19 protein-coding genes and 1 tRNA gene are annotated in these 23,901 nt (G+C 48.1%); 11 read left to right on the top strand and 9 right to left on the bottom strand.

Annotated elements, in window-relative coordinates:
• Nucleotides 1-88: 88 nt before the first annotated feature.
• The 4 genes from ACJJI8_RS08155 (at nt 89) to ACJJI8_RS08170 (ending at nt 4,715) form a co-directional block, all read left to right on the top strand.
• A complete protein-coding gene (locus ACJJI8_RS08155; RefSeq protein ID WP_444934759.1) occupies nt 89-2,251 on the top strand; it encodes a mechanosensitive ion channel family protein in 2,163 nt (720 codons plus the stop codon).
• Nucleotides 2,252-2,389: 138 nt separating this feature from the next.
• Complete coding sequence (locus tag ACJJI8_RS08160) at nt 2,390-3,793, top strand: rhomboid family intramembrane serine protease (protein WP_444934760.1); 1,404 nt, start codon at nt 2,390-2,392, stop codon at nt 3,791-3,793.
• Between the two features lie 53 nt (nt 3,794-3,846).
• A complete protein-coding gene (locus ACJJI8_RS08165; RefSeq protein WP_444934761.1) occupies nt 3,847-4,314 on the top strand; it encodes a cupin domain-containing protein in 468 nt (155 codons plus the stop codon).
• A 35-nt stretch (nt 4,315-4,349) separates the two neighbouring features.
• Complete coding sequence (locus ACJJI8_RS08170; protein WP_444934762.1) at nt 4,350-4,715, top strand: thiol-disulfide oxidoreductase DCC family protein; 366 nt, start codon at nt 4,350-4,352, stop codon at nt 4,713-4,715.
• A 57-nt stretch (nt 4,716-4,772) separates the two neighbouring features.
• Here the strand turns inward: ACJJI8_RS08170 and ACJJI8_RS08175 are convergent, their stop codons facing one another.
• Nucleotides 4,773-6,191, bottom strand: coding sequence for a hypothetical protein (locus tag ACJJI8_RS08175; RefSeq protein ID WP_444934763.1), 1,419 nt, complete (start codon nt 6,189-6,191; stop codon nt 4,773-4,775).
• A 165-nt stretch (nt 6,192-6,356) separates the two neighbouring features.
• On the opposite strand from ACJJI8_RS08175, the gene pepB reads away from it, so the two are divergent.
• The 5 genes from pepB (at nt 6,357) to ACJJI8_RS08200 (ending at nt 12,542) form a co-directional block, all read left to right on the top strand.
• Nucleotides 6,357-7,646 carry an aminopeptidase PepB gene (pepB, locus tag ACJJI8_RS08180; protein WP_444934764.1) on the top strand — a complete coding sequence of 430 codons (1,290 nt, stop codon included), beginning with the start codon at nt 6,357-6,359 and terminating at the stop codon, nt 7,644-7,646.
• A gap of 232 nt (nt 7,647-7,878) precedes the next feature.
• Nucleotides 7,879-9,033: a DUF3667 domain-containing protein gene (locus ACJJI8_RS08185; RefSeq protein ID WP_444934765.1), complete on the top strand. Its 1,155-nt coding sequence runs from the start codon at nt 7,879-7,881 to the stop codon at nt 9,031-9,033.
• A gap of 230 nt (nt 9,034-9,263) precedes the next feature.
• Entirely contained in the window at nt 9,264-10,418 is a 1,155-nt protein-coding gene (locus tag ACJJI8_RS08190) for a DUF3667 domain-containing protein (protein ID WP_444934766.1), read from the top strand.
• A gap of 67 nt (nt 10,419-10,485) precedes the next feature.
• Nucleotides 10,486-11,532, top strand: a complete 1,047-nt coding sequence (locus ACJJI8_RS08195) for a DUF3667 domain-containing protein (RefSeq protein WP_444934767.1) — start codon at nt 10,486-10,488, stop codon at nt 11,530-11,532.
• Between the two features lie 293 nt (nt 11,533-11,825).
• On the top strand, nt 11,826-12,542 hold the full coding sequence (locus tag ACJJI8_RS08200) for a CARDB domain-containing protein (RefSeq protein ID WP_444934768.1): 717 nt from the start codon (nt 11,826-11,828) through the stop codon (nt 12,540-12,542).
• 62 nt (nt 12,543-12,604) lie between these two features.
• Here ACJJI8_RS08200 and ACJJI8_RS08205 read toward each other — a convergent pair whose 3' ends face one another.
• Nucleotides 12,605-12,880, bottom strand: coding sequence for a hypothetical protein (locus tag ACJJI8_RS08205; RefSeq protein ID WP_444934769.1), 276 nt, complete (start codon nt 12,878-12,880; stop codon nt 12,605-12,607).
• Nucleotides 12,881-13,008: 128 nt separating this feature from the next.
• Nucleotides 13,009-14,097 (bottom strand): hypothetical protein, encoded by a 1,089-nt coding sequence (locus tag ACJJI8_RS08210; RefSeq protein WP_444934770.1) that lies wholly within the window; start codon nt 14,095-14,097, stop codon nt 13,009-13,011.
• Nucleotides 14,098-14,606: 509 nt separating this feature from the next.
• Here ACJJI8_RS08210 and ACJJI8_RS08215 point away from each other — a divergent pair.
• A complete protein-coding gene (locus tag ACJJI8_RS08215; RefSeq protein WP_444934771.1) occupies nt 14,607-15,551 on the top strand; it encodes a GlxA family transcriptional regulator in 945 nt (314 codons plus the stop codon).
• A 58-nt stretch (nt 15,552-15,609) separates the two neighbouring features.
• On the opposite strand, the gene ACJJI8_RS08220 is transcribed toward ACJJI8_RS08215, so the two are convergent.
• Nucleotides 15,610-16,623 (bottom strand): zinc-dependent alcohol dehydrogenase family protein, encoded by a 1,014-nt coding sequence (locus tag ACJJI8_RS08220; RefSeq protein WP_444934772.1) that lies wholly within the window; start codon nt 16,621-16,623, stop codon nt 15,610-15,612.
• A 259-nt stretch (nt 16,624-16,882) separates the two neighbouring features.
• On the opposite strand from ACJJI8_RS08220, the gene ACJJI8_RS08225 reads away from it, so the two are divergent.
• Complete coding sequence (locus tag ACJJI8_RS08225) at nt 16,883-18,049, top strand: DUF4268 domain-containing protein (protein ID WP_444934773.1); 1,167 nt, start codon at nt 16,883-16,885, stop codon at nt 18,047-18,049.
• A gap of 370 nt (nt 18,050-18,419) precedes the next feature.
• On the opposite strand, the gene ACJJI8_RS08230 is transcribed toward ACJJI8_RS08225, so the two are convergent.
• The 5 genes from ACJJI8_RS08230 to ACJJI8_RS08250 all read right to left on the bottom strand — a co-directional run bounded on the left by ACJJI8_RS08230 (nt 18,420) and on the right by ACJJI8_RS08250 (nt 23,781).
• Nucleotides 18,420-18,496, bottom strand: a tRNA-Ile gene (locus ACJJI8_RS08230).
• A 284-nt stretch (nt 18,497-18,780) separates the two neighbouring features.
• Nucleotides 18,781-19,200, bottom strand: coding sequence for a diacylglycerol kinase (locus tag ACJJI8_RS08235; protein ID WP_444934774.1), 420 nt, complete (start codon nt 19,198-19,200; stop codon nt 18,781-18,783).
• A gap of 89 nt (nt 19,201-19,289) precedes the next feature.
• Nucleotides 19,290-21,158, bottom strand: a complete 1,869-nt coding sequence (gene rpoD / locus ACJJI8_RS08240; protein WP_444934775.1) for an RNA polymerase sigma factor RpoD — start codon at nt 21,156-21,158, stop codon at nt 19,290-19,292.
• A 196-nt stretch (nt 21,159-21,354) separates the two neighbouring features.
• Nucleotides 21,355-23,319 (bottom strand): DNA primase, encoded by a 1,965-nt coding sequence (gene dnaG, locus ACJJI8_RS08245; protein WP_444934776.1) that lies wholly within the window; start codon nt 23,317-23,319, stop codon nt 21,355-21,357.
• Between the two features lie 15 nt (nt 23,320-23,334).
• On the bottom strand, nt 23,335-23,781 hold the full coding sequence (locus ACJJI8_RS08250) for a GatB/YqeY domain-containing protein (protein WP_108731584.1): 447 nt from the start codon (nt 23,779-23,781) through the stop codon (nt 23,335-23,337).
• Nucleotides 23,782-23,901: the final 120 nt, after the last annotated feature.

Consider the following 23,901-nt stretch of genomic DNA (forward strand, 5'->3'; position numbering starts at 1 on the left):
AGGGAAGTCCCTGGGCTACACTGAACAATATGGCCCAGTAGGCGCCTATTTTATTAGTGCCGGATTTTTTCACGGATAGAAGTATTTTATGCCGGGTGCCAGCCTTTTTATCCCTCGTTGTAGTGCCGGCAAAGAATTTTCTTTTCTTCACCTCGCCCTTTCATTTCTCCTTTTCTTTAGTGTCGCCTGTGTCTCTGTTTCCAGTGTCGCCCAGCTTCCCGGTAGTAAACCCAAGGAGTTTAAGCCGGAGGTTCCAGATTTTTCTGACCCCTCTGCAGATTGGTGGACTGGATGGACCAGTGCATCTCCCGAAGAGCGACGAGAATGGCTTAGCTTGGTCACAAAGAGCTGGGAGGAGTGGGAAAAGGATTTGCCGGAGGATGAGGCCTTACAGGAGGGTGCAGAAAAAATTAGCCAAAGTTTACAAGGGATCGCAATTACCTGGAAAAAACGAGAGGAGTACCTGAAAGTCCCTTTAATGCCGGATGTGGATTTTCCAGAAAACCCAACGGTATTGAACTGGGCCAAGGCTGATTCTGCCATCAGCCGTGGCCGACGTAGGTTGAAAGGCGTAGAACTGGAGGCTCGCCAACTTAAATCAACCCAGTCCCAGTCTCTATCTTTACTGCGTAAACAAGTGATTGTGCTGCGGGATTCCAGTGGACGAGAGGAGGATGAGGCGGCGCAGGCCCTACTTTTAGCTCAAATAAATCACCTAAATATTATTGAGCAGCTGAGTACCGTTAATACTTTCCTGGGAACCTGGCGGGAAAAGATTAACAGCGCAGAAATTAAATTGCGGAGACTTCTGGATACCCTCGTCTACTCCAGTAAAGATGCAGAGGAAATAGATAAGGATATTGCCGCGAACGAAAAGAAAATCGGACGTATTTCTGCGACCCGCACCAGTATTCAAAGCACTACAGAACCCTCCACTGACCCCACCATCAATATGCAGAAAGACCTCACCCTGATGCAGCTTGAAGTGGACTTGTTAGAGGAGCAGCTGGAAAAACGCAAAAGTGAGTTGCTGCAATCCATCAATGAGGTTCTGAATGAAGAGGGCGAAGAGCGCCCGCTGATTATCAGTCGGGATTTATTGGAAAACGCCAACTCTGTGATTGAAAGTGCGTCGCGGGAGTTGGCGGTGCGCCAGCGCCAGGTGGTGGCCTGGCGCGAAGATGAAGAGAATGAAGACCTGAGTCGCTGGTGGTCTTACTTTGAGCGTATTGGCAGTGGCCTGGCCCGCGCCAATGACTTCGAACAGGATATTCAGCGCTATGAAAAGGCCCAGCTGGAGGTTTACAAGGAGCGCCAGGGTTGGTGGGCAACAGTGCGCGAACGAGTCGCACTGGGCGCAAGACAAGCTTATAACCGCTGGCGTAAGTTGGCGGATTATCAGCTATTTACCGTTGCTCAGAACCCGATAACCCTGCGGTTGATCGCTAAGATGATTGTGGTCCTGGTGGGGGCCTGGCTATTGTCTGGACTCACCCAGGCCTTCCTGCGCCGGCTTGTGCGCAGGGAGCATGCCAGTGAATCCTCCATGTACAATCTTGGGCGGGTGTTGCACTACATCTTTATTTCCGCGGCCCTGATTGTGGTGCTTAGCATGTTGGGCCTGGATACCTCCAAGTTGGCCCTGGTCGCTGGAGCCCTGTCGGTAGGTATTGGCTTTGGGCTCCAGGCAATCTTCTCGAATTTTATCTCCGGTTTGATTTTGCTGTTTGAGCGCCCTCTCAAAGTGGGTGATCTGGTGGAGCTGGAGTCGGGCGTTTTTGGCCGCATCCGCGATATCAGCGTGCGCTCAACCCGTATTACCACGCGGGACAATGTGGATATCTTGGTGCCGAACACTGAGTTTGTTGCGGGCCGGGTTATTAACCACACACTGGATGACCCTGTGCGCCGTATTCACGTACCCTTTGGTGTGTCTTATGCCTCGGACCCAGACTTGGTACGGGAAGCTGCCCTGGAAGCTGCCGCTCGAGTCAATATCACCCATACCGACTGGAAGCGAAAAACCGAGGTGTGGCTGATGGGGTTCGGAGATAATGCCCTCGACTTCAAGTTGGTGGTGTGGGTCAACAGCAATATGGTGACTTCCCTGGGAGACTCCTATGCCCTGTACAACTTGGAGTTGTTGCGGGAATTTCGCGATAAGGGTATAGAGGTACCTTTCCCTCAGAGAGATCTGCATCTGCGCAGTTGGGATGTTCCGGCGATCATTGGCCGTACCGCCAGGAAGTAAGTGAGGTCCGGCTGGCATGACACCTCTGGGATTTCATAGTATTTTCAGCCCACTGGCCTTTGTGTCGGTGCAAGTTCATTTACCGGTGTTACTGCGTTTTCTCTCAGGGCGCTGATGAAATCACAATAAGGGAAGCCCGTGCTGATCACCCCCATCCAAAACAAACCCGACTGGCGCCGGCCGCCATTAATGTGTTTTGCGTTGATTGCCCTTAACTTGCTGATGTTTGTTTTCTATCAAGGGGGGGATGAAGCACGCTGGCAGGAAGCTGAAGATTACTATTTTGAGAGTGACTTACCGGACCTCGAAGAGCAACGCTTTCTTGTGTATGTCAATGAAATGCACCCAGAGTGGAGAGCGCAGATGGGTGTGGAAGGGGAAGAGTTTTTTTACCGGGAATCCCTCGGTAACCCTGAATTCCACCACTGGCTGTTGCCGAAGCTCGAAGCAGAGGGTGAGACCGAGTGGTTACGACAGAGGCTGGAGTTTGCCCAACTGCGGGATAGGGTCAGTAGCAACGCTCTGGGACTGATACCGGCAGACCCGAGTATTGCTGGGGCCTTTGGCCATATGTTTCTACACGGTAGCTGGGATCACCTTATTGGCAATATGGTGTTTCTGCTGTTGTTTGGCTTGTCGGTTGAGTTGGCCCTGGGTGGGGTGTGGTTTATAGGGCTCTACCTGGTGGGAGGATTGGCGGCAGCGGGTCTGCATGTGCTGGTGGAATCCGGCAGCCATGTACCGATGGTGGGTGCCTCCGGTGCGGTCTCGGCAATTATGGGCATGTTCGTCGCGGTTTACGGTGTGCGCCGGTTGCGTTTCTTTTACACCATTGGTTTCATGTTTGGCGAATTCAGTGCACCGGCGCTGCTGGTGTTACCGCTGTGGTTGGGCAAAGAGATTTTCGGTTATTTGTATGGAGATGCCAGCATTGCTTACTGGGCCCATACTGGTGGTTTACTTGCGGGTTTTGCCCTGACTTTGGCGGTGCTGTATTGGCGCCCGATGGTGGAACCTATGCCGGAGGAAGAGGAGGCCCCGTCCCCCCAAAGGGTAGCCCTGGCGCGGATTGATCGTTTTTTGGAAGAGGGAAAAATCCTGGAAGCCACTGAAGCGGCAGCCTCAGCGGTGCGGCAATATCCACAGGCTTTAACACTGATTGAGCGCTATATAGAACTGACCTCAGCGGCGCCAGAGAGTGAAGGTTACCACCGGGCCAATCTCGCTTTATTTGCCCAGGCAGGAAATCTGGAGATCGATGGCCATACCCTGGCAAGTGGCTATCGCCGCTACTTGGCGGCAACAAAAAGTCCAAAGGCGCTCACCGGAAAGGCAAACTTATTGATGGCACGGCGTGCAGCGGAGGAAAAGGACTGGCCGTGGCTAGAGAAATTACTGCGCCACTTGAAACAGCAGCGAGTGAATCACCCCTTGATTCCGAAGCTGGGAATGGTTCTGGTCAATTACTATCGTCGCCTGGGTGAGGAAGGCCGCGCGCGCGAGGTGAAAGAGATGACCCAAGATATGGCTGCCTCAGGTTGAAGAACATAATTCGGTATGTCTTATAAATAATTAAGTAATGTATTGGGGGCAGAGTGAGTCGCTATATTTTGACCGGGACCGAAATTGCAGGGATGGAGGGGGAGCGCAAGGTACATTTCCTCAATGCCAATGCGGTGCGTAAAAACAAGTCTCTGGGTGATCTTACCGGCATATCCGGCTTTGGTTTCCATATGATCGAAATCGAGCCAGGTTATGAATCCACAGAATTCCATTGTCACTATTTTGAAGACGAATGTGTTTATATCCTGGAGGGTAGGGCCGAGGTGCGTATTGGTGACGATCACCACCAGGTTTCTGCAGGGGATTTTATTGGCTACCCCGCTGGAGGCCCAGCTCATGTGATGCGGAATGTGGGGGAAATGACCTTGCGCTGCATAGTTGTAGGCCAGCGACTGCAACATGATGTTGCCGACTACCCAGAAAAAAATCAGCGGATCTACCGAAATAATGGTTTACCCTGGGAGTTGGTGAATCGCGATGACATTGACCACCCTAAGTAGTTTTCGCCGGTAGAAAAAGAGTGGATTTTTAGCTTATGCCTGAAAAGATTCGGGTTTTTTATAATTCTGCTTGTCCAGTCTGTAACGCAGGAATTTCAGCACAAAAGAAAAAGTCCGTCTCCTGCCAAGTGGATTGGGAGGATGTTCATATTGATGAAGATAAAGCGAAGGAACTGAATACAGATTTAGAGTTTGTCCGTGAGCGGTTGCATGTATTGGATGCGGATGGAAATCTGAAAGTGGGCTACGAAGCTTTTATTACAATTTGGGAGAACTCTCCCAAGGAGCAATGGAAGGCTAGGGTGTCGAAGCTACCCGGCCTTAGGTGGTTTTTGAATAAAGGTTACAACGTTTTTGCGCGAGGTTTGTATCTATGGAATCGGGCGCTAAAGCATTGGTAGCGAATATCGGGCTAGGTTTAGGGTAGCCACCATAGATGGCTACCCATATTTTGTTATTTAGTGAATTTCGGCAGTGCTGTTAAGTACTTTCCACAGGGTATCGATTTCAGAACGCAAAGCACTCTCTGGAAATTTCTGTCGGACAAAGTGCAGTAGTTTTTTTGCTAAGTCTTCTCTATCCAATCCATCCATATACACTTGTGCCAATAACAGATAGGCAGCATCGAGTTGTGGATAGGCCTCTTTATGTAAATTATTGAGCAGCTGTGCTGCCAATTGGTACTTATGCTGTTGGTATAGCACCTTGGCTAGTGCATGGCGTATCTCGGGCTTAGCCACAGGCGGGCTGGGCTCTGTGGCCATATACAGTTCAGCTGCCTTATGTGGGCGATTTATCTGTACAAATTTTTCTAATAGATGTGGCCCCAGCTCCTGAAGGGCTTTTTTATCGTCGGTAGCAAGTAAAAGGCGGTAGTAGCGCTCATTAAGAGTTTCGTCGTTAGGGAAGCGGCGCAACCCTTCAACCAGAGCCTGGCGAGCGCCCTTGAAGTCCCCTTCGCGTAAAAATATTTGCGCTTCAGCCCGAGCGCGCTTACACAGGAATTCATTTTCCTCTAAGTAATTTTCATCATCTTCTTGTATTGAGGCTATTCCCAGTTTTTGCTGTCGAGTTAAGCAGATATATCCCATCACAGCACTTGAGACGATGGAAAAGTAAGAGACAATGGCTGCTGTGGTCGGGAAAATTGCCCAAGCCGGCAGTTTATCGCTGACCACGGCCATTAGTATATTGGGTGCGAAAGAAATGATATTGGTAATAATTAACAGCAACCAATAGGGCCAGCCAATGATTAGGGTAAATTCCAATAATTTGAGTGGGTTGATTGCGGACCTCAAACTATGGGTAAGCGCTAAGGCAATCATTGCAGCCGGCGCTAAAAATGACAGGGCGGCCGCATAAATCATTATGACATTGAGGCTCCCAGTAAATTGTACAAGCTTGTAGCCAACGAAACCGGCGATCAATGTCATTCCAATGACTTTCAGAAATAACATTGCACCATTGCCATCAAGTGCATCTGCCAGTGGAGGGGCTTCCAGTTGGCCTCCTGCGAGTCTTTCGATGACCAAGAGATTGTAGCGGGATACAACAGCTACAATGGCCACCAAAGCGACAAGAGCCAGAAGACCCATTGACGTTATTGCCATACTGCCCGCTGCTGCAACAGCCATGATTGTTAGAGGGCCAGGCTTAAAAGCATAGAGAAAGTAAAATAATCCCATTTGCCAAAAAGGCTTGGCGTTGTTACTGGCTCCAATATATTCCAGGCTATCGCGGCAGAGCGGGCATTCGGGACCCTGCCCATGGTAATTGGTACTCGAACCCGGAATACACTCGCCACAGAACTGACGGTTGCAGGGCTGGCACTGCCAGGATGCAGTCTTGCTAGTGTGATAGTGGCAGGAATCAGCCATTTATTCTTCCCTAACGAATTTCTCTACTTAATAGTTATTTTGTCTTGGTTCACAGTTTATCTGTCGACTCGGTGGCGGTGCAATCATCAAGTATTTTTAATGTCCTGTTAGAATGCAGGAGAAATACCGATAAAATTGGTACACAAGTTTCAAAATAGGTGTTGTATGACAAAGGCTATGCATATTCATTTGGTTGAGGGCTTTGCGCCGGAACCCTGGGGAGAATCAGCACTGCTGAGCTTTGATGGTAGCGCTGCCAATATTCATATTAGCGCTGCGAAAGGCGCTGTGTTGGTTGCAGCGCAGCGAGCTGCCCGAAAGCTCGATGGTATGGGGGTCAACGATGTTGTCCTCAAAGGAGAAAGCTGGAGCATTGAAAGCCGCTGGGCATTTTGGGCAGGTTTTTTTAACCCGCGTAAATCCAACAAAATTGACTGGGGGACTGATGACAGCGCTGAGTTAAAAGAACTCGCCGCCCGTGAAAATGCCAGTCGCTGGGTTCGTGAAATTACTAATGGTACTCCTGATGATGTGTCTCCGCGTGTATTGGCGGAGAGCGCTGCAGAAATGCTGCAAAAGCTGGCTCCCAGTGCGGTAACTTACCGTATAGTTGCCGGGGATGACCTGCTGCGTGAAGGGTTTGTCGGTATCCATAACGTTGGGCGTGGTAGTGTACGTGAGCCCGTGATGTTACAAGTGGACTTCAACCCGACGGGTGATGACCAGGCGCCGGTTGATATGTGTTTGGTGGGTAAAGGAATTACTTTTGACTCCGGCGGCTACAGCATTAAGCCGTCCAACAACATGGCCACAATGAAATCCGATATGGGGGGCGCGGCCATGGTAACTGGAGGCTTGGCTCTCGCAATAGCCAGAGGTCTCAACAAGCGGGTTAAACTCTATCTCTGCTGCGCAGAAAATCTGATCTCCGGTCATGCCTTTAAATTGGGCGATATTATTAAATATAAAAACGGAGTGAGTGTAGAAATACTGAATACCGATGCTGAAGGGCGCCTGGTGCTGGCTGATGGTTTAATTGCAGCTTCGGAAGAAGAGCCTCGCTGGTTATTAGATGCCGCTACTCTGACCGGTGCAGCAAAGATGGCTGTAGGTCGGGATTTCAACTCTGTCTTTAGTTTTGAAGATGAAGCAGCCCAAAAGGTATTGTCTGCAGCTTCTGAGGAAAATGAAAAGGCGTGGAGACTGCCTTTAGAGCCTTTCCACCTTGAGCAAACCCCGTCCAACTTTGCCGATATCGCCAATGTTGGTATTGAGGGAAGTCCAGGTGCATCTACGGCAGCCTCCTTCCTGGCTCGCTTTGTTCGGGATGAAGGTCGCAATTGGGTGCATATGGACCTTTCCGGCTCTTACCAGCCCAGTGGCAATGATCAGTGGGCGCCAGGTGCTAAAGGGCACGGCCTGCGTACAATTGCACGCTTCCTTTTGGATAATTAGCAACCGGCAATTTATGCCAAATTCCCTTCGAAACGCGCCTAATAGTCGGCGCGTTTCTTTTACCTCTCTCTTAATACCTATAAGTCATTAAAAAAATTGTACTCCAGCTGATATTCGGGATATTAGTAGAGTTCTGCTAATTGAGGTATTTCGGTTCTGGTTCGTTAGCAGATACTTGGGCCTGGAAGCTTTTGCCAGGTGAATAAGATAATCAGTGATTCGGTGAGCGGTAATGAGCACTGCAACCTCTACAAATAATTCGGATTATAATCCAAACCATTGTGCCAATTGTCATGCAGAGCTATTGGGGCCCCATTGCTATGCCTGTGGTCAGCCGGTTAAAGGCATGGTTCGTCATTTCTCCTCAGTAATTGGAGACTTTTTTGATACCCTGCTTGCTTTTGATTCTCGCACATGGAAAACAATACCCTCTCTGTTTTTTAGACCTGGATTTTTAACCGCTGAGTATTTCTCTGGTCGACGGGTCCGTTATGTCAGCCCTGTACGCTTGTTTATCTTTCTATGTATCACCAGCTTCTTTGTAACCCAGATAAATAGTGATTGGGCTATTAATTTTGGAAATGTAGACGTTGAGTCAGTCGATGTTGAAAAAGCGAGCCAAGGTTATAACGACGCCATCGAAGATATTCGAAAAGGCAAAGAAAAGCACGTTAACAATAGTTATGCTGTCGCTGTTTTGGAAGATGTTGAGAAAAATCTGATTAGCGAACAAGAGAAGCTTACCGGTGGTTTGCATAAACTCAATGAAGATTTAAGTGAGATTGATGGAGGCCAGAATGGATCGGAAAACCTTTCTAAAGAGGAACTGGCCTCAGGATTAAATGAGACTATTAGTGAGTTAGATAGAGAGTTTCTTCAAGTTGATTGGCTTCCCAAACCATTAGAAGATTGGGTTAACCGTAAGGTAGAGAGCGCCCATAAAAATGTAGAAAGGGTGACCGATGATCCAAATCGTTTCAAAAAAGCATTCTTGGGAGCTCTTCCGTCAACTCTTATAGTCATACTGCCAATATTTGCCATGATGCTGTGGGTGCTTTACGTCTTTAAACGCAGACTTTATATGGAGCACCTGATTGTAGCGTTACACAGCCAGGCTTTTATCTGCCTGAGTATTCTGATTGGCAACCTGTTTTATAGTATTAGTAGTCAACTGGAAGGATACGCATTTATATCCTCATCTCTTAATAGCCTGATGGCACTATTAGTTCTTTGGGTTCCTGTATATCTTTTTTGGATGCAAAAGCGTGTATATCAGCAGGGTTGGTTCATGACATTGTTTAAGTATTCTTTTTTGGGGTTGGCCTATCTAGTTTTATTATCTGTTGGTGCGGCTCTTACTGTATTTTGGAGTTTGGCAGAGTTATAAGGATATATCCTAATAGGATTCCAACCATTAAACGCATAAGCGTTAAATGGTTGGTGTTGGTGAAGCTGTGCTGTTTAGATGTTAAGTTATTCAAACTAGAGAGTTTACTCGCAGCACTGTCTATATTCAGAATATTGTATTGCAAATTTTTTATCCATAATTCTGTTCAGAAATTGGACTTTCGATTACTGGTGGTAAGTAGTTAAAGGGAATGTTGAAGGAAGTAGATCTTGAGTAGTACGACATCAATAGCAAGTGTTTGTAATGAAGATAATAAGTGCGCAAACTGCTGTACACAGTTGTTAGGTCCCCATTGTTATGCTTGTGGTCAGCCAGTTAAAGGTATGGTGCGGCACTTTTCATCTGTAATCGGTGATTTCTTAGATACCTTGTTGGCGTTTGACTCCAGAACATGGAAAACCATACCTGCGCTATTATTCCGACCAGGGTTTTTAACAACAGAGTATTTTTCTGGTCGTCGTGTTCGATATGTAAGCCCTGTACGGCTATTTATTTTTCTCTGTATCACCAGTCTTTTTGTAACTCGTTTGAGTGGAGACTGGACAATCAATTTTATGGATGCTGATGCTTCAAATGAAGGACCTCAGTTAGAAGCGTCGGGTGTCGACCTCCTTTTGCAGGCGGATCGGCCAGTACATACTAAAATTCCTGAACAAAAAGGCCTGCTAGGAGAAATTAAGAAGGCTGAAATAAGTCTTATCGAAGCTAAAGAGGAGGTTGAAGAGGGTATTAAAAGAGGTATTAAAAATGAGGTTGTTAAAGGCAGTGATAAGGGGCGAATAATTTCTCAAGAGGACTCGGAGCCGGTTTGGCAGTCATCAGCCAATGATCCAGATAATAAATTGATAAGAATGGATATCAAAGGCCTGCCAAAGCCCATGCAAGACTGGATGGATGCCAAGACTGAAAATGCCAACCAGAATATTAAACAAGTTACTGAAAATCCAAATCGGTTCAAGAAAGTATTTCTTAAGACGATCCCTTATACATTGTTAATTATGTTGCCAGTATTTGCCATGATGTTATGGGTGTTTTACATCTTTAAACGCCGACTATATATGGAACACTTAACTGTAGCTTTACATAGTCATGCTTTTATATTTTTAAGCATCCTGATTGGAAATATCTTATACATGCTAAGTGTTAATATGGCAGGCTATACTGCTATAACATTAGTTTTAGAGACCTTGATAACCTTGTTGGTTTTTTGGGTTCTGGTTTATCTCCTTTGGATGCAGAAGCGTATATATAGGCAAGGCTGGTTTGTAACTTTTTGTAAATATTCAGTATTGGGGATGGCTTACTTATGTTTATTATCAATTGGAGCGGTTTTTACCATCGTTTGGAGCCTGGCTGGATTATAATAGCGGTTTTAGCGATATAAGTTGATGGAAATTTAAAGTTTACAGTTATAAATAGCCGGAAGATATAGTGGGTATTAGAAGTCGAAAGGAAGCGCCGGTAGAGAGGCAAGATTACTGCTCTAATTGTAATACAATTTTATTGGGGCATTTCTGCTATGGTTGTGGACAGTCAGCAGAAGGTATTGTGAGACGCTTATCAAGTATAATTAGAGACTTTCTAAATACCCTTGTGGCATTTGATTCACGCTTGTGGAGAACACTGCCGGCTTTACTGCTATCCCCAGGGTTTCTAACGATAGAATATTTATCTGGAAGGCGAGCACGATATGTAAGCCCGGTAAAGCTGTTTATCTTTCTTTGCGTAAGCGCCTTTTTCCTGATTCGTATCAGTAGTGATTGGAGTATTGCTCAAGAGCACTCTATTCGCACTAGTGAGAATGTTACCGCAAAAATGGCTCCATCATCCACAGGTGATACAGAAAAACAATTTGACTGGGATTTGCCTGGTGGCGGGAAATTAAAAGTTCGTGGAGCGGAAAATAAGCAAGAAGTATGGTCGATATCTTTTAATCGGGTACTCTCAATTATTGAAGAAAAAGTCTATGCCGTAGAATTTATGCCGCAGTCATGGCGTCATTGGTTTGATATCGAATTCAAAAAGGCGAGAAGTAATATTGAGCGAGTGTCGGAAAACCCTACAATCTTTGCTAAGGCTTTCTTCGGATCTCTTCCTACAATGCTGTTACTTATGCTGCCAATATATTCAGGTATATTGTGGCTACTTTATGCGTGTAGAGAAAAATTATATATGGAGCATGTTATTGTGTCGCTCCATAGTCATGCCTATGTGAGCCTAACGTTGTTGCTAGGAACTGCTATTTTTCTCTTGCAAGAATCTGTTGAGCCTTTGTTTTGGGCAGAAATTTTATGTTATGGAGTTTTGCTACTGCTTTTCCTCTGGATGCCAATAAATTTACTAGTAATGCAAAAGAATATTTATAAAGAGGGGTGGGTTTCGACCTGTATTAAATACTCGGTTTTAAGTTTTGTTTATCTGCCACTAATCATGCTCGGTACGGTAATGGCAGCATTTTATAGTTTGGCTGAATTATAAGTTTCTGGTTATTCCAATTTGTTATTCTGGCTCCAGCTGCGTTATTTTGCTATTTATATTTGTATGATAGGTGGCTTTCTATTTTAATTGTTATTAGAAATACATGGTTTGAAGGTGTTTATTTTTTGTTTGCATTCAATAGCAAGCAAAATTAATTCCCGCCAGAATTTTGCTGTCTCCATAGATATTCATTAAGCGCAGTTTACAATCGCTCTGCCCATAAATTCAGTCTCATTTACATGAAGCTGGAATGGGTAAATTTGCAGGGTGTATTCACTTAAATGGAGGGCGTTATGTTTAAAGTTATATTGCGTGTAGTTATTTTAGGGGTTTTAGCTTCTAGTAGTTATGCAGATCCAATTCAAGATTTAAGTATGCAAAACTATGAAGCGGGTTGGTTTCCAAATTATTGGCAGGGGCAGGGCCCACTGACATGTCGTCGGACTTGCGCAATTTGGGTTGGAGGTGTACCTGAGTCAGAGGCTGCTACCGACTTGATAGATGATTTTGAATCTACCAGTGTTTGTAAGGTAACTCGCGACCCTGAAATAATCGAGAAACCTGTCAATGACCCATCATCTCACTGGCTCTACGGCAATCAGTTTGACGATAAGCCGGTTTGCTATGTCGGAACCCCTTATGGTGTCAAAGAAGATGATCACTATATGTGCCTGTGTGTATGTAATAAACCTGACCTGATAGTGAGCGAAATCTATGATCCGATCTGGAATCCTGGAACCGGGCAATCCATCATCGTAGTCGATATCACTAATATAGGTGCTCTGGCAGCGCCAATCAGCCAGGCTCGTCTATTAGATCTTGATACACTAGCCAACGATGTACAGGCGACGCCTGCAATTCCTGCTGGTGGCACTGTAAGTATTGTATTTACTTTGGGTTACTGGGTTTTTGACCCGGATGCGGTTTTAGAGGTAACTGCTGACTTTACCAATCTCGTCGATGAGTGTAACGAAAATAACAATACACTGACTTATGCCGAGCAAGGGTAGTAGTAGATAGGGGGAGAGCTCCCGGAACTAAGCCGTAGGGAGCTTTGAGATACTAAATAAGATTAGCTCGAAAGAAACACATTAATAACCTGGCAGCTTTCTTTATCCACCGCAGCATTAGGCTGTTCATTACCGACTGTTTGCTCCCCTGATATTTTAGGTAGCACGAGATACATTCGTGGATAGTCTCGGACTATATAATCTTTTTTATCTGCACTCAGCCAAGGGTATTCAGCGGCAATGGCTGTTACTCCACGGAGTAAAGCGATACCATCTGTGCAACTATTAGGAGTAGTAGCTGTGGTGAGCATGGCAAAAGCTAATGAAGAGAAGTTCATAATCTCTGCTATCCCAATGGGTCTTCAGACTGACGTTATGTTTATTCTGGGGACAGTATAGCTGAGCTTGATTATGAGCAACAGATAGCTCTATTAAAGCGGCCAGCCGAAGCTGGTCATCTTCTGCACTATGCGTGCTTTACAGAGGTTTCTTCGACTTTCTCCCAGAGGCGTGTCTCTGTCGGACTAATTAATTTGGACAAAAGGTTAGGGGCCACAGAGGTTAGCCCAATAAAACCAACTATCGCACGGAAAATAAATGAGTCAAGCCAGTAGATAAGGCCTATTAACAGTATTGCTATCACAAGTAACGGTAGAGTGGCTTGCAAACGAGACCGCTGAATATGCTGATAATCCATTGTCTCAGGTAGTTGTTTCTCGATACGCTCTAATGCGTGCGCTTTTACTGTTTGGTTTAAGAACTCAACAGAATGGGTCTTATCCCCGTGCTTGATCGTTATTACATCTGAATTGTGGTCACTGCTAAGTGAATTTATTTCATTGAGAGGGATTCGTGCTGCGGTATCAGGTTTACACAAATGATATATTTCTTCAGGGGATTTCCCCGCTTGATAGGCGGATTGAGCAGTTGAAGCCTGTTTTTTCGGGATATCAAAATAGACGAGTTCATCTCCTTCTAAGGCGACGAGGTAGTTATCATCGATATCAAGCCAGGACGTCTCAGTATAAAAGCCCTCGGGTAGTGCTTTTTTTGACTCCCTTACAAACAAGAAGCTTAAAATCCAATATAAGACGAGGCAGATACCTATAGTGATAGGTGCTGCTTGAATCAGGTTTCCTACAGGTGTGTTACTTTCGACATCTCTTTGAGCATTTTGCGCTAATACATGCCCGTAGATGTCGCCCTCTGGAAACCATACTTCGATAGGTTGACCTTGTTTATATTGACTATAAATTCCTTTTGGAACCTCTGCGGAGGATTCAAAGTCTTCATCTTCATAGTTAAACTGGTAGTCAATATAGTAATTTGTACGATAGCGCTTTTTACCTTTGCGGCCACGGTACTCTTCTTCCTCCTCTCTTAACGCTACTACTTCAGCATCTAGAGCTTGATGATTTTCGATCCAACTTAATGATTCATTGTTGGCACGAGAGTAATAGTTTGACAGAAAGTAAGTCAGAATAAGGAAAACTAAAATACATACTGTACGTACCATTGATTTTCTTTTTTGTCCGGGGGACTTCTGTAACGCCATTTAATACATCCTCACTGTATTTCTTGTGCTTTAGGTATTGGTACTTTTGGAGTAATAAGTTGTTTTTTATGGGGTGGAAACTTGGTGTGGGTGAAAAAAACAACTGCAGTTTGTTTGGTGAATAAAACTGAAGGTTAACTCTAAATTAATTTTTATTACTTGACCGGCATCATGGTTGGTTCAGTTGCGTCTTGAGTATTTTTATAATGCCTATTTGTTATTGAGTAAAACTTCCTATTTAGGATAAGAGCTGACCAACTTGGTACGAACAGTTTGAATAATAAGAGCCTTACAAATATTGAGCAGCTGAATGGTAGAGTTTTAATTGCTTTGGGATTTGGACTGACTAGCTAATCTTTTGCCAGCCTTATGAGGTTGGGTGGTTCAGTTTCATGGAGGTAGTTCTATGTTGAACTAGTTTAGGTGCAGTACCAATGTCGTTTTGTGTCGTAAATGTGTCATAGCAGACGCGCCCACTGGAGTACAATTCCCTGTGTGGAGGAGATGCTATGACCAAGAAGATAGGTTTTTTTGTTGCTGATGGATTCCAAGCGTTAGACCTTTTTGGGCCCTTGGATGCCTTTATGGAGACCAATAGTTTCGTCAGTGAGGCCTATACCTGTCGTTTGACAGGTTTAACCAACGCACCAGTTAAAACCGCGTACGGCCAAACCCTATCTGTGGACTTTGATATCTACCAGGAGACTGAGATTGATTACTTAGTCATTACCGGCGGTACTGGGATGCGGCAGCTGCGCTTAAGCCCTAAGCAGGTAAATGCGCTGCGTGCAATCGCAGACAAAGCAGAGCGCGTCTTGAGTATCTGTACAGGTGCATTCTTACTAACAGATATATTTCCCGAACAAAAGCACCGTATTACCACTCACTGGCGGCATTGCCGGCAACTTGCCGAGCAGGCAGTCAATTATCAGGTTGAGCAGGACCCCCTATTTATTGAAAGCGGAAAACTGTGGTCTTCAGCGGGAATTCTATCTGGAGTCGACTTGGCCCTGGAAGTGATTCGCCAGGATTATGGTAATACTATTGCGGCAAGTGTGGCTAAAGACCTGGTGGTTTATCTGCAGCGCAGGGGAGGGCAGTCCCAGTACTCTGATCTGCTTAAAGTGCAATCCAGTGACAGTATGAGGCTCAATCCCCTATTGGAGTGGCTGTCGGAGAATTACCAGAAATCAATCAGCGTTTCTGATATGGCGGAGCGTATTTCTGTTAGCGATCGACAGTTAACTCGCTTATTCAAACAGCATCTTAATAGCACCCCCGGACATTATCTAAACCAACTCCGTTTAAACCGGGCGCGGGATTTAATCACCTGTGAATCAGCAAGCCTTGTTCAGGTGGCTCGGCAGGTAGGGTTTGCAAGCTATGATAGCTTTCGTCGGGCTTTTTATGGCCAATTTGGAGTTTCCCCCTCATATTTCAGTAGGAATAGTTAAGCCGCGCTCTCACAAGTGTCTTAGCTTTAAGAGTGCGGCGAGATTGAGAGCTATTCCATTACCACTCGACACAGATCTTGCCAAAGTGCGACCCGCTGGCCTGGTACTCAAATGCCGCAGCCAGTTCCTCCATAGGGTAAGTCTTATCAATCACTGGCTGTATCTGGTTGGCTTCCAATGCAGTGACATATTCCTGTTGATCCCTACGGCTTCCAACGATCAAGCCCTGTAACCGGACCTGCTTGGCCATCAACAGTGCTGTGGGCACTTCTCCCGAGCGGCCGGTTAAAACGCCAATCAATGAAATATGGCCGCCAACTCTGACTGAATGGATCGATTGCTCTAAGGTACCGGGGCCACCGAGCTCAATAATATGGTCCGCACCCTTGCCTTCCGTCAACTCCATAATCTTTTCTGACCACTGTGTATGGGTGCGATAGTTGACTCCATGATCGGCGCCTAACTTTTTAGCGCGCTCCAGTTTCTCGTCGGAAGAAGAAGTAACAATAACTTTCGCCCCCAGTATTTTGGCAATCTGAATTACCGTAATAGATACTCCGCCAGTGCCTAGAGTCAATATCGTGTCGCCAGGTTTTACCTTGCCGTCTACTACCAATGCCCGCCAAGCAGTAAGGCCTGCGGTAGTAATGGTTGCCGCCTGAGCGTGGCTCCAGCCTTTTGGGGTAAGGGTAAAAGCGCTCTGATCGCGCACAACAAACTCAGCGGCCATCCCATCGATACCGTCACCAGGCGTATTGGCAAAGTTACCCACGGAAGCCATAGGCGTACCTGCTGGCCACTGTGGGAAAAAGCACGACACAACAGAATCGCCGACCTGAAAATCGGTAACATCCTCACCAACTGCATCCACGATACCGCCGCCATCAGACATCAGAATACGGCCGTCTTCTGTGGGAATACCGCCATTGGCGACCAAAAGATCGTGGAAGTTGAGGGAAGAGGCTTTAATTGCAACACGGATTTGGCCTGGGCCGGGCGCTCCCGGGTCAGCGATGCTGCTAACCGAAATGTTTTCTAGTCCGCCTGGTGATTTTAGCGCTATTACTTTCATTATTTCTTCCCTATGTATTGAGTGATAGTTCCCTATACCCAAGTGTATGGAAGTTAATCATCGAGTTTAACAGACCTAAATTGATGTCTATGAATGAGGTCATTAACCTGCGATGGCAATTATCTATGTCAATCTCTTCCGCGATTCATAAGTCTTAGATAGACTGGGGTTAATTGTAGTGGCATATACGTAGGTAACCAGCTACCAGGCGTAATAAGCACATTTATAGCTCTTAAATACCCAAAACCGAGGTCTATCAATGTATCAAATTGACAGGAATACTAATCGACTCGAGCCACTTAAGTTGAAAAAGTTTTCTGATTTAGGCTTCCGTGAACGCGAACATCTGCAAGAGTGGTTAGCAGCTAATCCCGAAGTACTGGGTGAGGAATTGCTTATTATTCAAAAAGAATTTGATGGTTTTAATGAGACTCGTGAACGCTTAGACCTGCTTGCCCTGGATAAACATGGTCATTTAGTAATTATTGAAAATAAACTCGATGATTCTGGACGTGATGTAGTGTGGCAAGCACTAAAGTACGCGTCCTACTGCGCCAGCCTAACAAAAAGTCAGATCATAGAAATCTATCAGCGTTTTCTTGATAAAAGAGGTTGCGAGCAGAATCAAAGTGCGCGGGAACGGTTAGTGGAATTCTTTGCTGATAGGGATTTCGATGAGCTGATTTTGAACCCTGATGCTGAGCAGCGCATCATTCTTGTTGCTGCACATTTTCGTCGTGAAGTAACTTCTACCGCACACTGGTTGATGCGTCATAACCTGCGTCTTCAGTGTATTAAGGCTGTGCCCTACGCGAAAGGAGATCAATTATTCCTAAGTCTAGAGCAGATATTACCAATGAAAGAGGTCGAGGAATATGTGATCGGCCTGGCAGAAAAGAAGCAGGAAGAGCAGACCAATGCTCGTGAGCTAGCTCAGCGCCACCATACACGGCGAGAGTTCTGGAAGCAGTTCATTGAAATTATGCGTGAAAGTGACTGTAGGTTATTTGATAATGCAAATGCCGTGACTCAGAACAGTCTCCGAGGGCGATCTGGTTTGACTAAGGTGACTTATCAAGTTGTATTGAATCAAGACTCTATCCGGGCTGAATTTGTCATAGGACGTTCAGAGCGTGATGAAAATAAATATTTGTTTGATTCTTTGTTTTCTAAAAAGAATAAAATTGAGTCGCGCTTTGGTGATACTTTGGTGTGGGATCGTCTGGATAATTATATCGGATCCAGGGTATTTACAGAAATTTCAGCAAATGGCCACAATAAAGAAGAATGGCCGACGCTGAACAGTTGGTTATGCCAGAAAATTACAAGTTTGGAAGAAGCATTTTCTCCGGAGATTGGGCATTGCAGAGAGCTTCTGACTACAATGCAAAATAATCTGTCACAATTTAATGAAGTATTAGAGTGAAACATGGCGGACTTATACTCCTTAAGACGTGCATAAAATTTTAAGCTTATTTCCTCCTTTAAACTTGGTTTATGAGTTCAAAAGTCAGTTTCATTTGAGATAAATATATTAAGACCTCACTGTAACTTTGGGGTGCAAAAAGTGAGCACTCATTTCCAAGATTAGGAGTGGATGTTACTACACCAGAAAAGAAGCTGATCTTTCGCAGCTTATCGGCAAAACTTTAAATATATATATTTTTTAACGAGTAAAGTTGCTCGAGCAACGATAAATCACGTATTTTTGATGCGAAATGGGATTGGTACCCAGTGGTTTGATTTTTTCACTAGGTCTTAAGCAAAAATCACAACGTATTGTGAACATAAGAAGGTGGTGGGCCCTCCGGGACTCGAACCCAGGACCTGCCGATTATGAGTCGGATGCTCTAACCAACTGAGCTAAGGGCCCACACATTGCTTGCGAGGATCGTTGCAAGCGGTTGAGAAAAGTACAAGATTTTCCCTTGTAAATCAATGCCTTTGTTAGCACTCAAAGCCGATATGGGCAAATTCTAGAAATCTTCTTTCCCTGTTGCTCAAGCTTTCGCCAACAACCGATCTTTATGGAATAGATGCCCACCTTGAGAGGGCTGCCAAACAGCTTAATTGGTTCGATCGTCTTAACTAGAAGCTTCAATTGGTACGAATGTCTTGTTTATGAGAAATGGAGGCCAAAATCTCATACTAAAGTATTTAAATCGGCAGTTTGGGGATAAGGATACAGCACCAAACTAGGAATGCAGCGAAGAGGGCGACGGCAACGGCGGCGGAGCCTGTGTCTTTGGCAATCTTGGCCAGCGGGTGTTTCTCGGGGCCGATACGGTCCACGGTTGCCTCAATAGCGCTGTTGATAAGTTCGATTGGGAGGACAAACATCAGGGCTGCAATCAATATGGCGCGCTCTGTAGGTGTCTCCCCTGCCCAGAGTGCGAATGGGACTAGCAGGCATATACCAATGACTTCCTGGCGAAAAGCCTCCTCATTGCGCCATGCAGCGGCGAGCCCCTGGCTGGAGTAGCTAGTGGCAGCCAGGAGGCGAGCAAATCCTTTCTTGCCGGGCTTGTTGGCAAGCTCTTCAGATTTTTCCTGCTTATTCGCCATTTCTTTTTGCATGCTTATCTCCTGCTTTCACTAAGCCTGCGCGGGGAGGTCATCTTTATGTCACAAAAAAAGCCCGGTTGAACCGGGCTTTAGTCTAGCGCTTACTCGTCGAGGAAGCTGCGTAAATGCTCCGACCTGGAGGGGTGTCGCAGTTTGCGCAATGCTTTCGCTTCGATCTGACGGATACGCTCGCGGGTTACGTCAAACTGTTTGCCCACCTCTTCCAGAGTGTGGTCGGTATTCATATCAATACCGAAACGCATACGCAGTACCTTGGCTTCACGGGCGGTGAGGCCGGAGAGCACAGAGCGGGTAGCGTCGTGCAGGCCAGTTTGAGTGGCGGTATCCACCGGCGAGGATTGATTTTGATCCTCGATAAAGTCACCCAGGTGGGAGTCTTCGTCGTCGCCGATAGGCGTCTCCATGGAGATCGGCTCTTTGGCAATCTTGAGGACTTTGCGCACCTTGTCTTCCGGCATTTCCATGCGCTCGCCCAGTTCTTCCGGAGTGGGCTCGCGACCCATTTCCTGCAGCATCTGGCGGCTGATACGATTGAGCTTATTAATAGTCTCAATCATATGTACCGGGATACGGATGGTACGGGCCTGGTCCGCAATAGAGCGGGTAATGGCCTGGCGAATCCACCAGGTGGCATAAGTGGAGAACTTGTAACCGCGACGGTATTCGAACTTATCCACAGCCTTCATCAAGCCGATGTTGCCCTCCTGGATCAGGTCCAGGAATTGTAGGCCGCGGTTGGTGTACTTCTTGGCGATAGAGATAACCAGACGCAGGTTGGCTTCGACCATCTCTTTCTTGGCGCGGCGTGAACGGGCCTCACCAATGGACATGCGGCGGTTGATCTCTTTGATTTGGCCCACTTCCAGCTTGGCGCGCTCCTGGAACTGAGCCAGTTTGCGCTGGGCGCGAACAACTTCGTCTACGACGTGGCGCAGGGCATCGGAGTAATCGCGCTTTTTCTTGATGATGGCGGGAATCCAATCATCATTGGTCTCGTTGCCGGGGAATTCCTTGATAAAGGTCTTGCGCGGCATGCGGGCGCGTTTGATACACATGGCCATAACCACGCGTTCTTGCTCGCGTACGCTGTCGAGTACGTAACGAACTTCACCATAGAGTGGTTCGAACTGGCGGGGAGCCAGTTTAAAGAAGCGGAATACATCGCCAACGGCTTCGAGGGCCTGGCCAGCTTCTTTGGAGTCGCGGCCGTGGGCGGCGATGGCTTCGTCGGCAGCTTTCTGTGCGGCGATCAGCGCGTTCATGCGCTCGGCGAGCTCTTCGGGGTCGATACCGCCGGTAGCTTCCTCTTCCTCGTCGCTGCTGTCGTCATCGCTGTCGTCGTCTTCGGCGTCGTCATCGGAATCTGATGACTCCGGCGCGCTGGCAGCGGCGGCGGCTTGGCCGGCCTGGGCTCCGGGCGGAACCTCGTCGGCGGGGTCGAGCCAACCGGAGATAATATCGGGGATGCGGCGTTCTTCTTTTTCGATCAGAGCGTACTCATCGATAATCTGCTGCACTGCACCCGGCCAGTAGGCCAGGGCGGCCATCAGTTCGCGCAGGCCCTCTTCGATACGCTTGGCAATGGCGATCTCGCCTTCGCGCGTGAGCAGCTCTACGGTGCCCATTTCGCGCATATACATGCGTACTGGATCGGTGGTTCGGCCTACGTCGGACTCTACGGCTGCCAGGGCAGCGGCAGCTTCGGCTGCGGCGATTTCATCAGCGGAGCTGTCGCCTTCAGCCATCAACAACTCTTCGGCATCCGGTGCGGTTTCAAACACCTTGATGCCCATGTCGTTGATCATGCCAATAATGTCTTCCACCTGATCGGGATCGGAAATATCTTCCGGTAGGTGGTCATTTACCTCGGCATAGGTCAGATAGCCCTGCTCTTTACCGCGGGCGATCAGTTCCTTAATGCGGGACTGTTGCTGGGTTTTGTCGGTCATGCACAACCCTGAATTCTGGGAATGAAAATACGGGACAAAGACGCGGGATTATAGCGTATTTGCACTAGCAATAACCACTCTAGCTGTCAAGTAACGGCATAGGTGCGATGTTTAGGGTGCTGGGGTTCCCGATCCCGCCCGGCGGGGGTGAGTGAATATAGTGCTGAGCCCGCAGTTTTCAAGGGGTTGGCGCTTATTAATTCTGCTTTTTTCGCCAATTGGCTAATAGAGCCAGTTGTTCTTCGGGGCTCAACTGGGCGCTGTTCTTGAGTTGATCGAGTAAATCGCGGTTGCGCTGTTTGTCTGCAGCTTGTTTCAGGCGCAGTAGACAGTCGTTAAATTCGGTGTGCGGATCGTATTCCAGGTTGCTGTCATCCTGGGCGAGTTGCCGCGCGACCGATACCAGTGGAGAAATAGCGAGCTTGGCCAGGGTATCGCAAGATTCTGCGCTGTGGTGTGCACGCCAGTGGCCGATCAATTGATAGAAATTTAATTGGGGGCGACTTTTGTACAGTTCCACCAGCTGGATAAACAATGCCAGGTCTGCATTGCCGTCGATGGGGAATTGCTGTGGATTTTCGATTTGTGCTGCCAGCTCCGGGTGGTGCAACAGCAGGGCGATCAGCATGCGCTCTGGTGGCAGGAGATATTGGCTCTGGCGGCGCGGACTGTCGTAACTCGGTGCTGCACTTTCACTGAAGTTGCTGTCGCGCTGCCAGGGTTCCGGCGGTGTGCGGTGCTCCAGCTCCTCGTGAGGGGAGGGTGCTTGGTTTGGCTCTCCCGGTGCAGCTGTAGGTTGCGGGTGGGGCTGTTGCGGCGTGCGAGCTTTTTCTGTGCGGATAACCTCTTGCAGGGTTTCCTTGTCGAGTCCGGTGCGCGAGGCCAGTTGTTGGAACATCAGCTGGCGGTAGACGCCATCGGGCAGCAGGTCCAGCAGGGGGGCGGCGAGTTTGGACAGGCGCGCGCGGCCGTCCATGGTCTGCAGGTTGATATCTTCGCTCAGCAGGTCGAAGAGAAAATCTTCCAGCGGTAGGGATTGCTCCTTAATTAGCTGCTGGAAACGTTCACCGCCCAGTTGGCGTACCAGGGTGTCCGGGTCCTCGCCTTCCGGCAGCAGCAGGAAGCGCAGGCTGCGCCCGTCCTGCATCTGCGGCAGGGCCGACTCCAGAGCGCGGCGGGCGGCAGCGCGGCCGGCGCGGTCGCCGTCGAAGCAAAACAGCAGTTCCGAGGTGTGGCGGAAGGCGAGTTGAATATGGTCTTCGCCACAAGCGGTGCCCAGGGTGGCGACGGCGCAGCGGATATCGAACTGGGCCAGGGCCACCACATCCATATAGCCTTCAACCACAATCAGGCGTTCTAAATTGCGGTTGGCCTGGCGCGCTTCCCACAGGCCGTAGAGTTCGCGGCTCTTGTGGAAAATCGGGGTTTCCGGGGAGTTCAGGTACTTGGGTTTGTCGTCGCCCAGTACCCGCCCGCCAAAGGCGATGGCGCGCCCGCGCTGGTCGCGGATCGGGAAAATAATACGGTTGCGGAAGCGGTCGTAGTGGTGGCGCGCGTTGGGCTTGGTGTTGCCATCACTGTCCTGGCGGCGAATGGCCAGGCCTGCCAGTTCCAGTTGATCCGCTTTCTCGGGGGTATCGGCTAATGCATTGAGCAGGTTGTCCCAGCCCGGGGGCGCAAGGCCGATACCAAAGTCCCGGGCAATCTCACCGGAGAGGCCGCGATTGCGCAAGTAGGCCACCGCATTGCCTGCGGCGGGGTGGTTGCGCAGTTGTTCACGGTAGTAGTCGGCGGCTTTCTCTGTGAGCTGGTAGAGAGATTGACTCTCCCGCTGGCGCTTTTCTTGCCCCGGTGCCAGTTGTTCCCTGGGAACTTCCAGTCCACGGGTGGCCGCGAGTTTTTCCACCGCTTCTGGGAAGGGCAGGCGGTCGTACTCCATGAGGAAGCCGATGGCATTGCCATTGGCGCCGCAGCCGAAGCAGTAATAAAACTGCTTGTCCGCACTCACGGTAAACGATGGGGTTTTCTCGTCGTGGAAGGGGCAGCAGGCAGAGTAGTTTTTGCCTGTTTTACGCAGCTTGACCCGGCTGTCCACCAGCTCGACGATATCTGCCCTTGCGAGCAGATCGTCGATAAAGTGCTGGGGTATCTTGCCGGCCATGGGAATTCGCTCAGCTTAGGCCAGTTGGGCCTTCACCAGTTTGCTCACCGCGCCCATATCTGCACGGCCCTGCACCTGGGGTTTAACCTGGGCGATGACTTTGCCCATATCCGCCATGCTGTTGGCACCGGTGTCTTTGACGGCGGAGGCAACGATATCGGTGATCTCAGCTTCGCTCAGCTGCTTCGGCAGGAATTCCTGGATAACTTCAATTTCAGCCTGCTCTACTGCTGCCAGCTCAGCCCGGCCAGCTTTCTCGTACTGGGTAATGGAGTCGCGGCGCTGCTTGGTCATTTTGTCCAGCAGGGCAAGGATGCGGGCGTCATCCAGGTCGATTCGCTCGTCGACTTCAACGCGTTTGATCTCGGCGTTGATCAGGCGCAGGGTGGCCAGGCGCTCTTTGTCTCGCGCTTTCATTGCGTCTTTAGTGGCTTGAGTCAGGGTTTCCTTGAGAGTGCTCATAGTGAGTGTTCCGAGATTGTTGGCAATGAATTTTGGATCAGGGGCTTAGGATAGCTTGTCTGTTGGGCGGGGGAAATGTGTTAGCCCAAACGAAAAACGGCGCGCGAGTATGGCTCGCAC

It is taken from the genome of Microbulbifer maximicatervae (SeqCode) (genome assembly GCF_052467695.1).

What these genes read in the sequence shown, in the direction of transcription:
- ACJJI8_RS08235 (WP_444934774.1), bottom strand. Translation starts at nt 19,200, where the DNA reads ATGCAAAAAGAAATGGCGAATAAGCAGGAAAAATCTGAAGAGCTTGCC.
- ACJJI8_RS08185 (WP_444934765.1), top strand. Translation starts at nt 7,879, where the DNA reads ATGAGCACTGCAACCTCTACAAATAATTCGGATTATAATCCAAACCAT.
- ACJJI8_RS08225 (WP_444934773.1), top strand. Translation starts at nt 16,883, where the DNA reads ATGTATCAAATTGACAGGAATACTAATCGACTCGAGCCACTTAAGTTG.
- rpoD (WP_444934775.1), bottom strand. Translation starts at nt 21,158, where the DNA reads ATGACCGACAAAACCCAGCAACAGTCCCGCATTAAGGAACTGATCGCC.
- ACJJI8_RS08210 (WP_444934770.1), bottom strand. Translation starts at nt 14,097, where the DNA reads ATGGCGTTACAGAAGTCCCCCGGACAAAAAAGAAAATCAATGGTACGT.
- dnaG (WP_444934776.1), bottom strand. Translation starts at nt 23,319, where the DNA reads ATGGCCGGCAAGATACCCCAGCACTTTATCGACGATCTGCTCGCAAGG.
- ACJJI8_RS08215 (WP_444934771.1), top strand. Translation starts at nt 14,607, where the DNA reads ATGACCAAGAAGATAGGTTTTTTTGTTGCTGATGGATTCCAAGCGTTA.
- ACJJI8_RS08220 (WP_444934772.1), bottom strand. Translation starts at nt 16,623, where the DNA reads ATGAAAGTAATAGCGCTAAAATCACCAGGCGGACTAGAAAACATTTCG.
- pepB (WP_444934764.1), top strand. Translation starts at nt 6,357, where the DNA reads ATGACAAAGGCTATGCATATTCATTTGGTTGAGGGCTTTGCGCCGGAA.
- ACJJI8_RS08175 (WP_444934763.1), bottom strand. Translation starts at nt 6,191, where the DNA reads ATGGCTGATTCCTGCCACTATCACACTAGCAAGACTGCATCCTGGCAG.
- ACJJI8_RS08155 (WP_444934759.1), top strand. Translation starts at nt 89, where the DNA reads ATGCCGGGTGCCAGCCTTTTTATCCCTCGTTGTAGTGCCGGCAAAGAA.
- ACJJI8_RS08170 (WP_444934762.1), top strand. Translation starts at nt 4,350, where the DNA reads ATGCCTGAAAAGATTCGGGTTTTTTATAATTCTGCTTGTCCAGTCTGT.
- ACJJI8_RS08250 (WP_108731584.1), bottom strand. Translation starts at nt 23,781, where the DNA reads ATGAGCACTCTCAAGGAAACCCTGACTCAAGCCACTAAAGACGCAATG.
- ACJJI8_RS08200 (WP_444934768.1), top strand. Translation starts at nt 11,826, where the DNA reads ATGTTTAAAGTTATATTGCGTGTAGTTATTTTAGGGGTTTTAGCTTCT.
- ACJJI8_RS08205 (WP_444934769.1), bottom strand. Translation starts at nt 12,880, where the DNA reads ATGAACTTCTCTTCATTAGCTTTTGCCATGCTCACCACAGCTACTACT.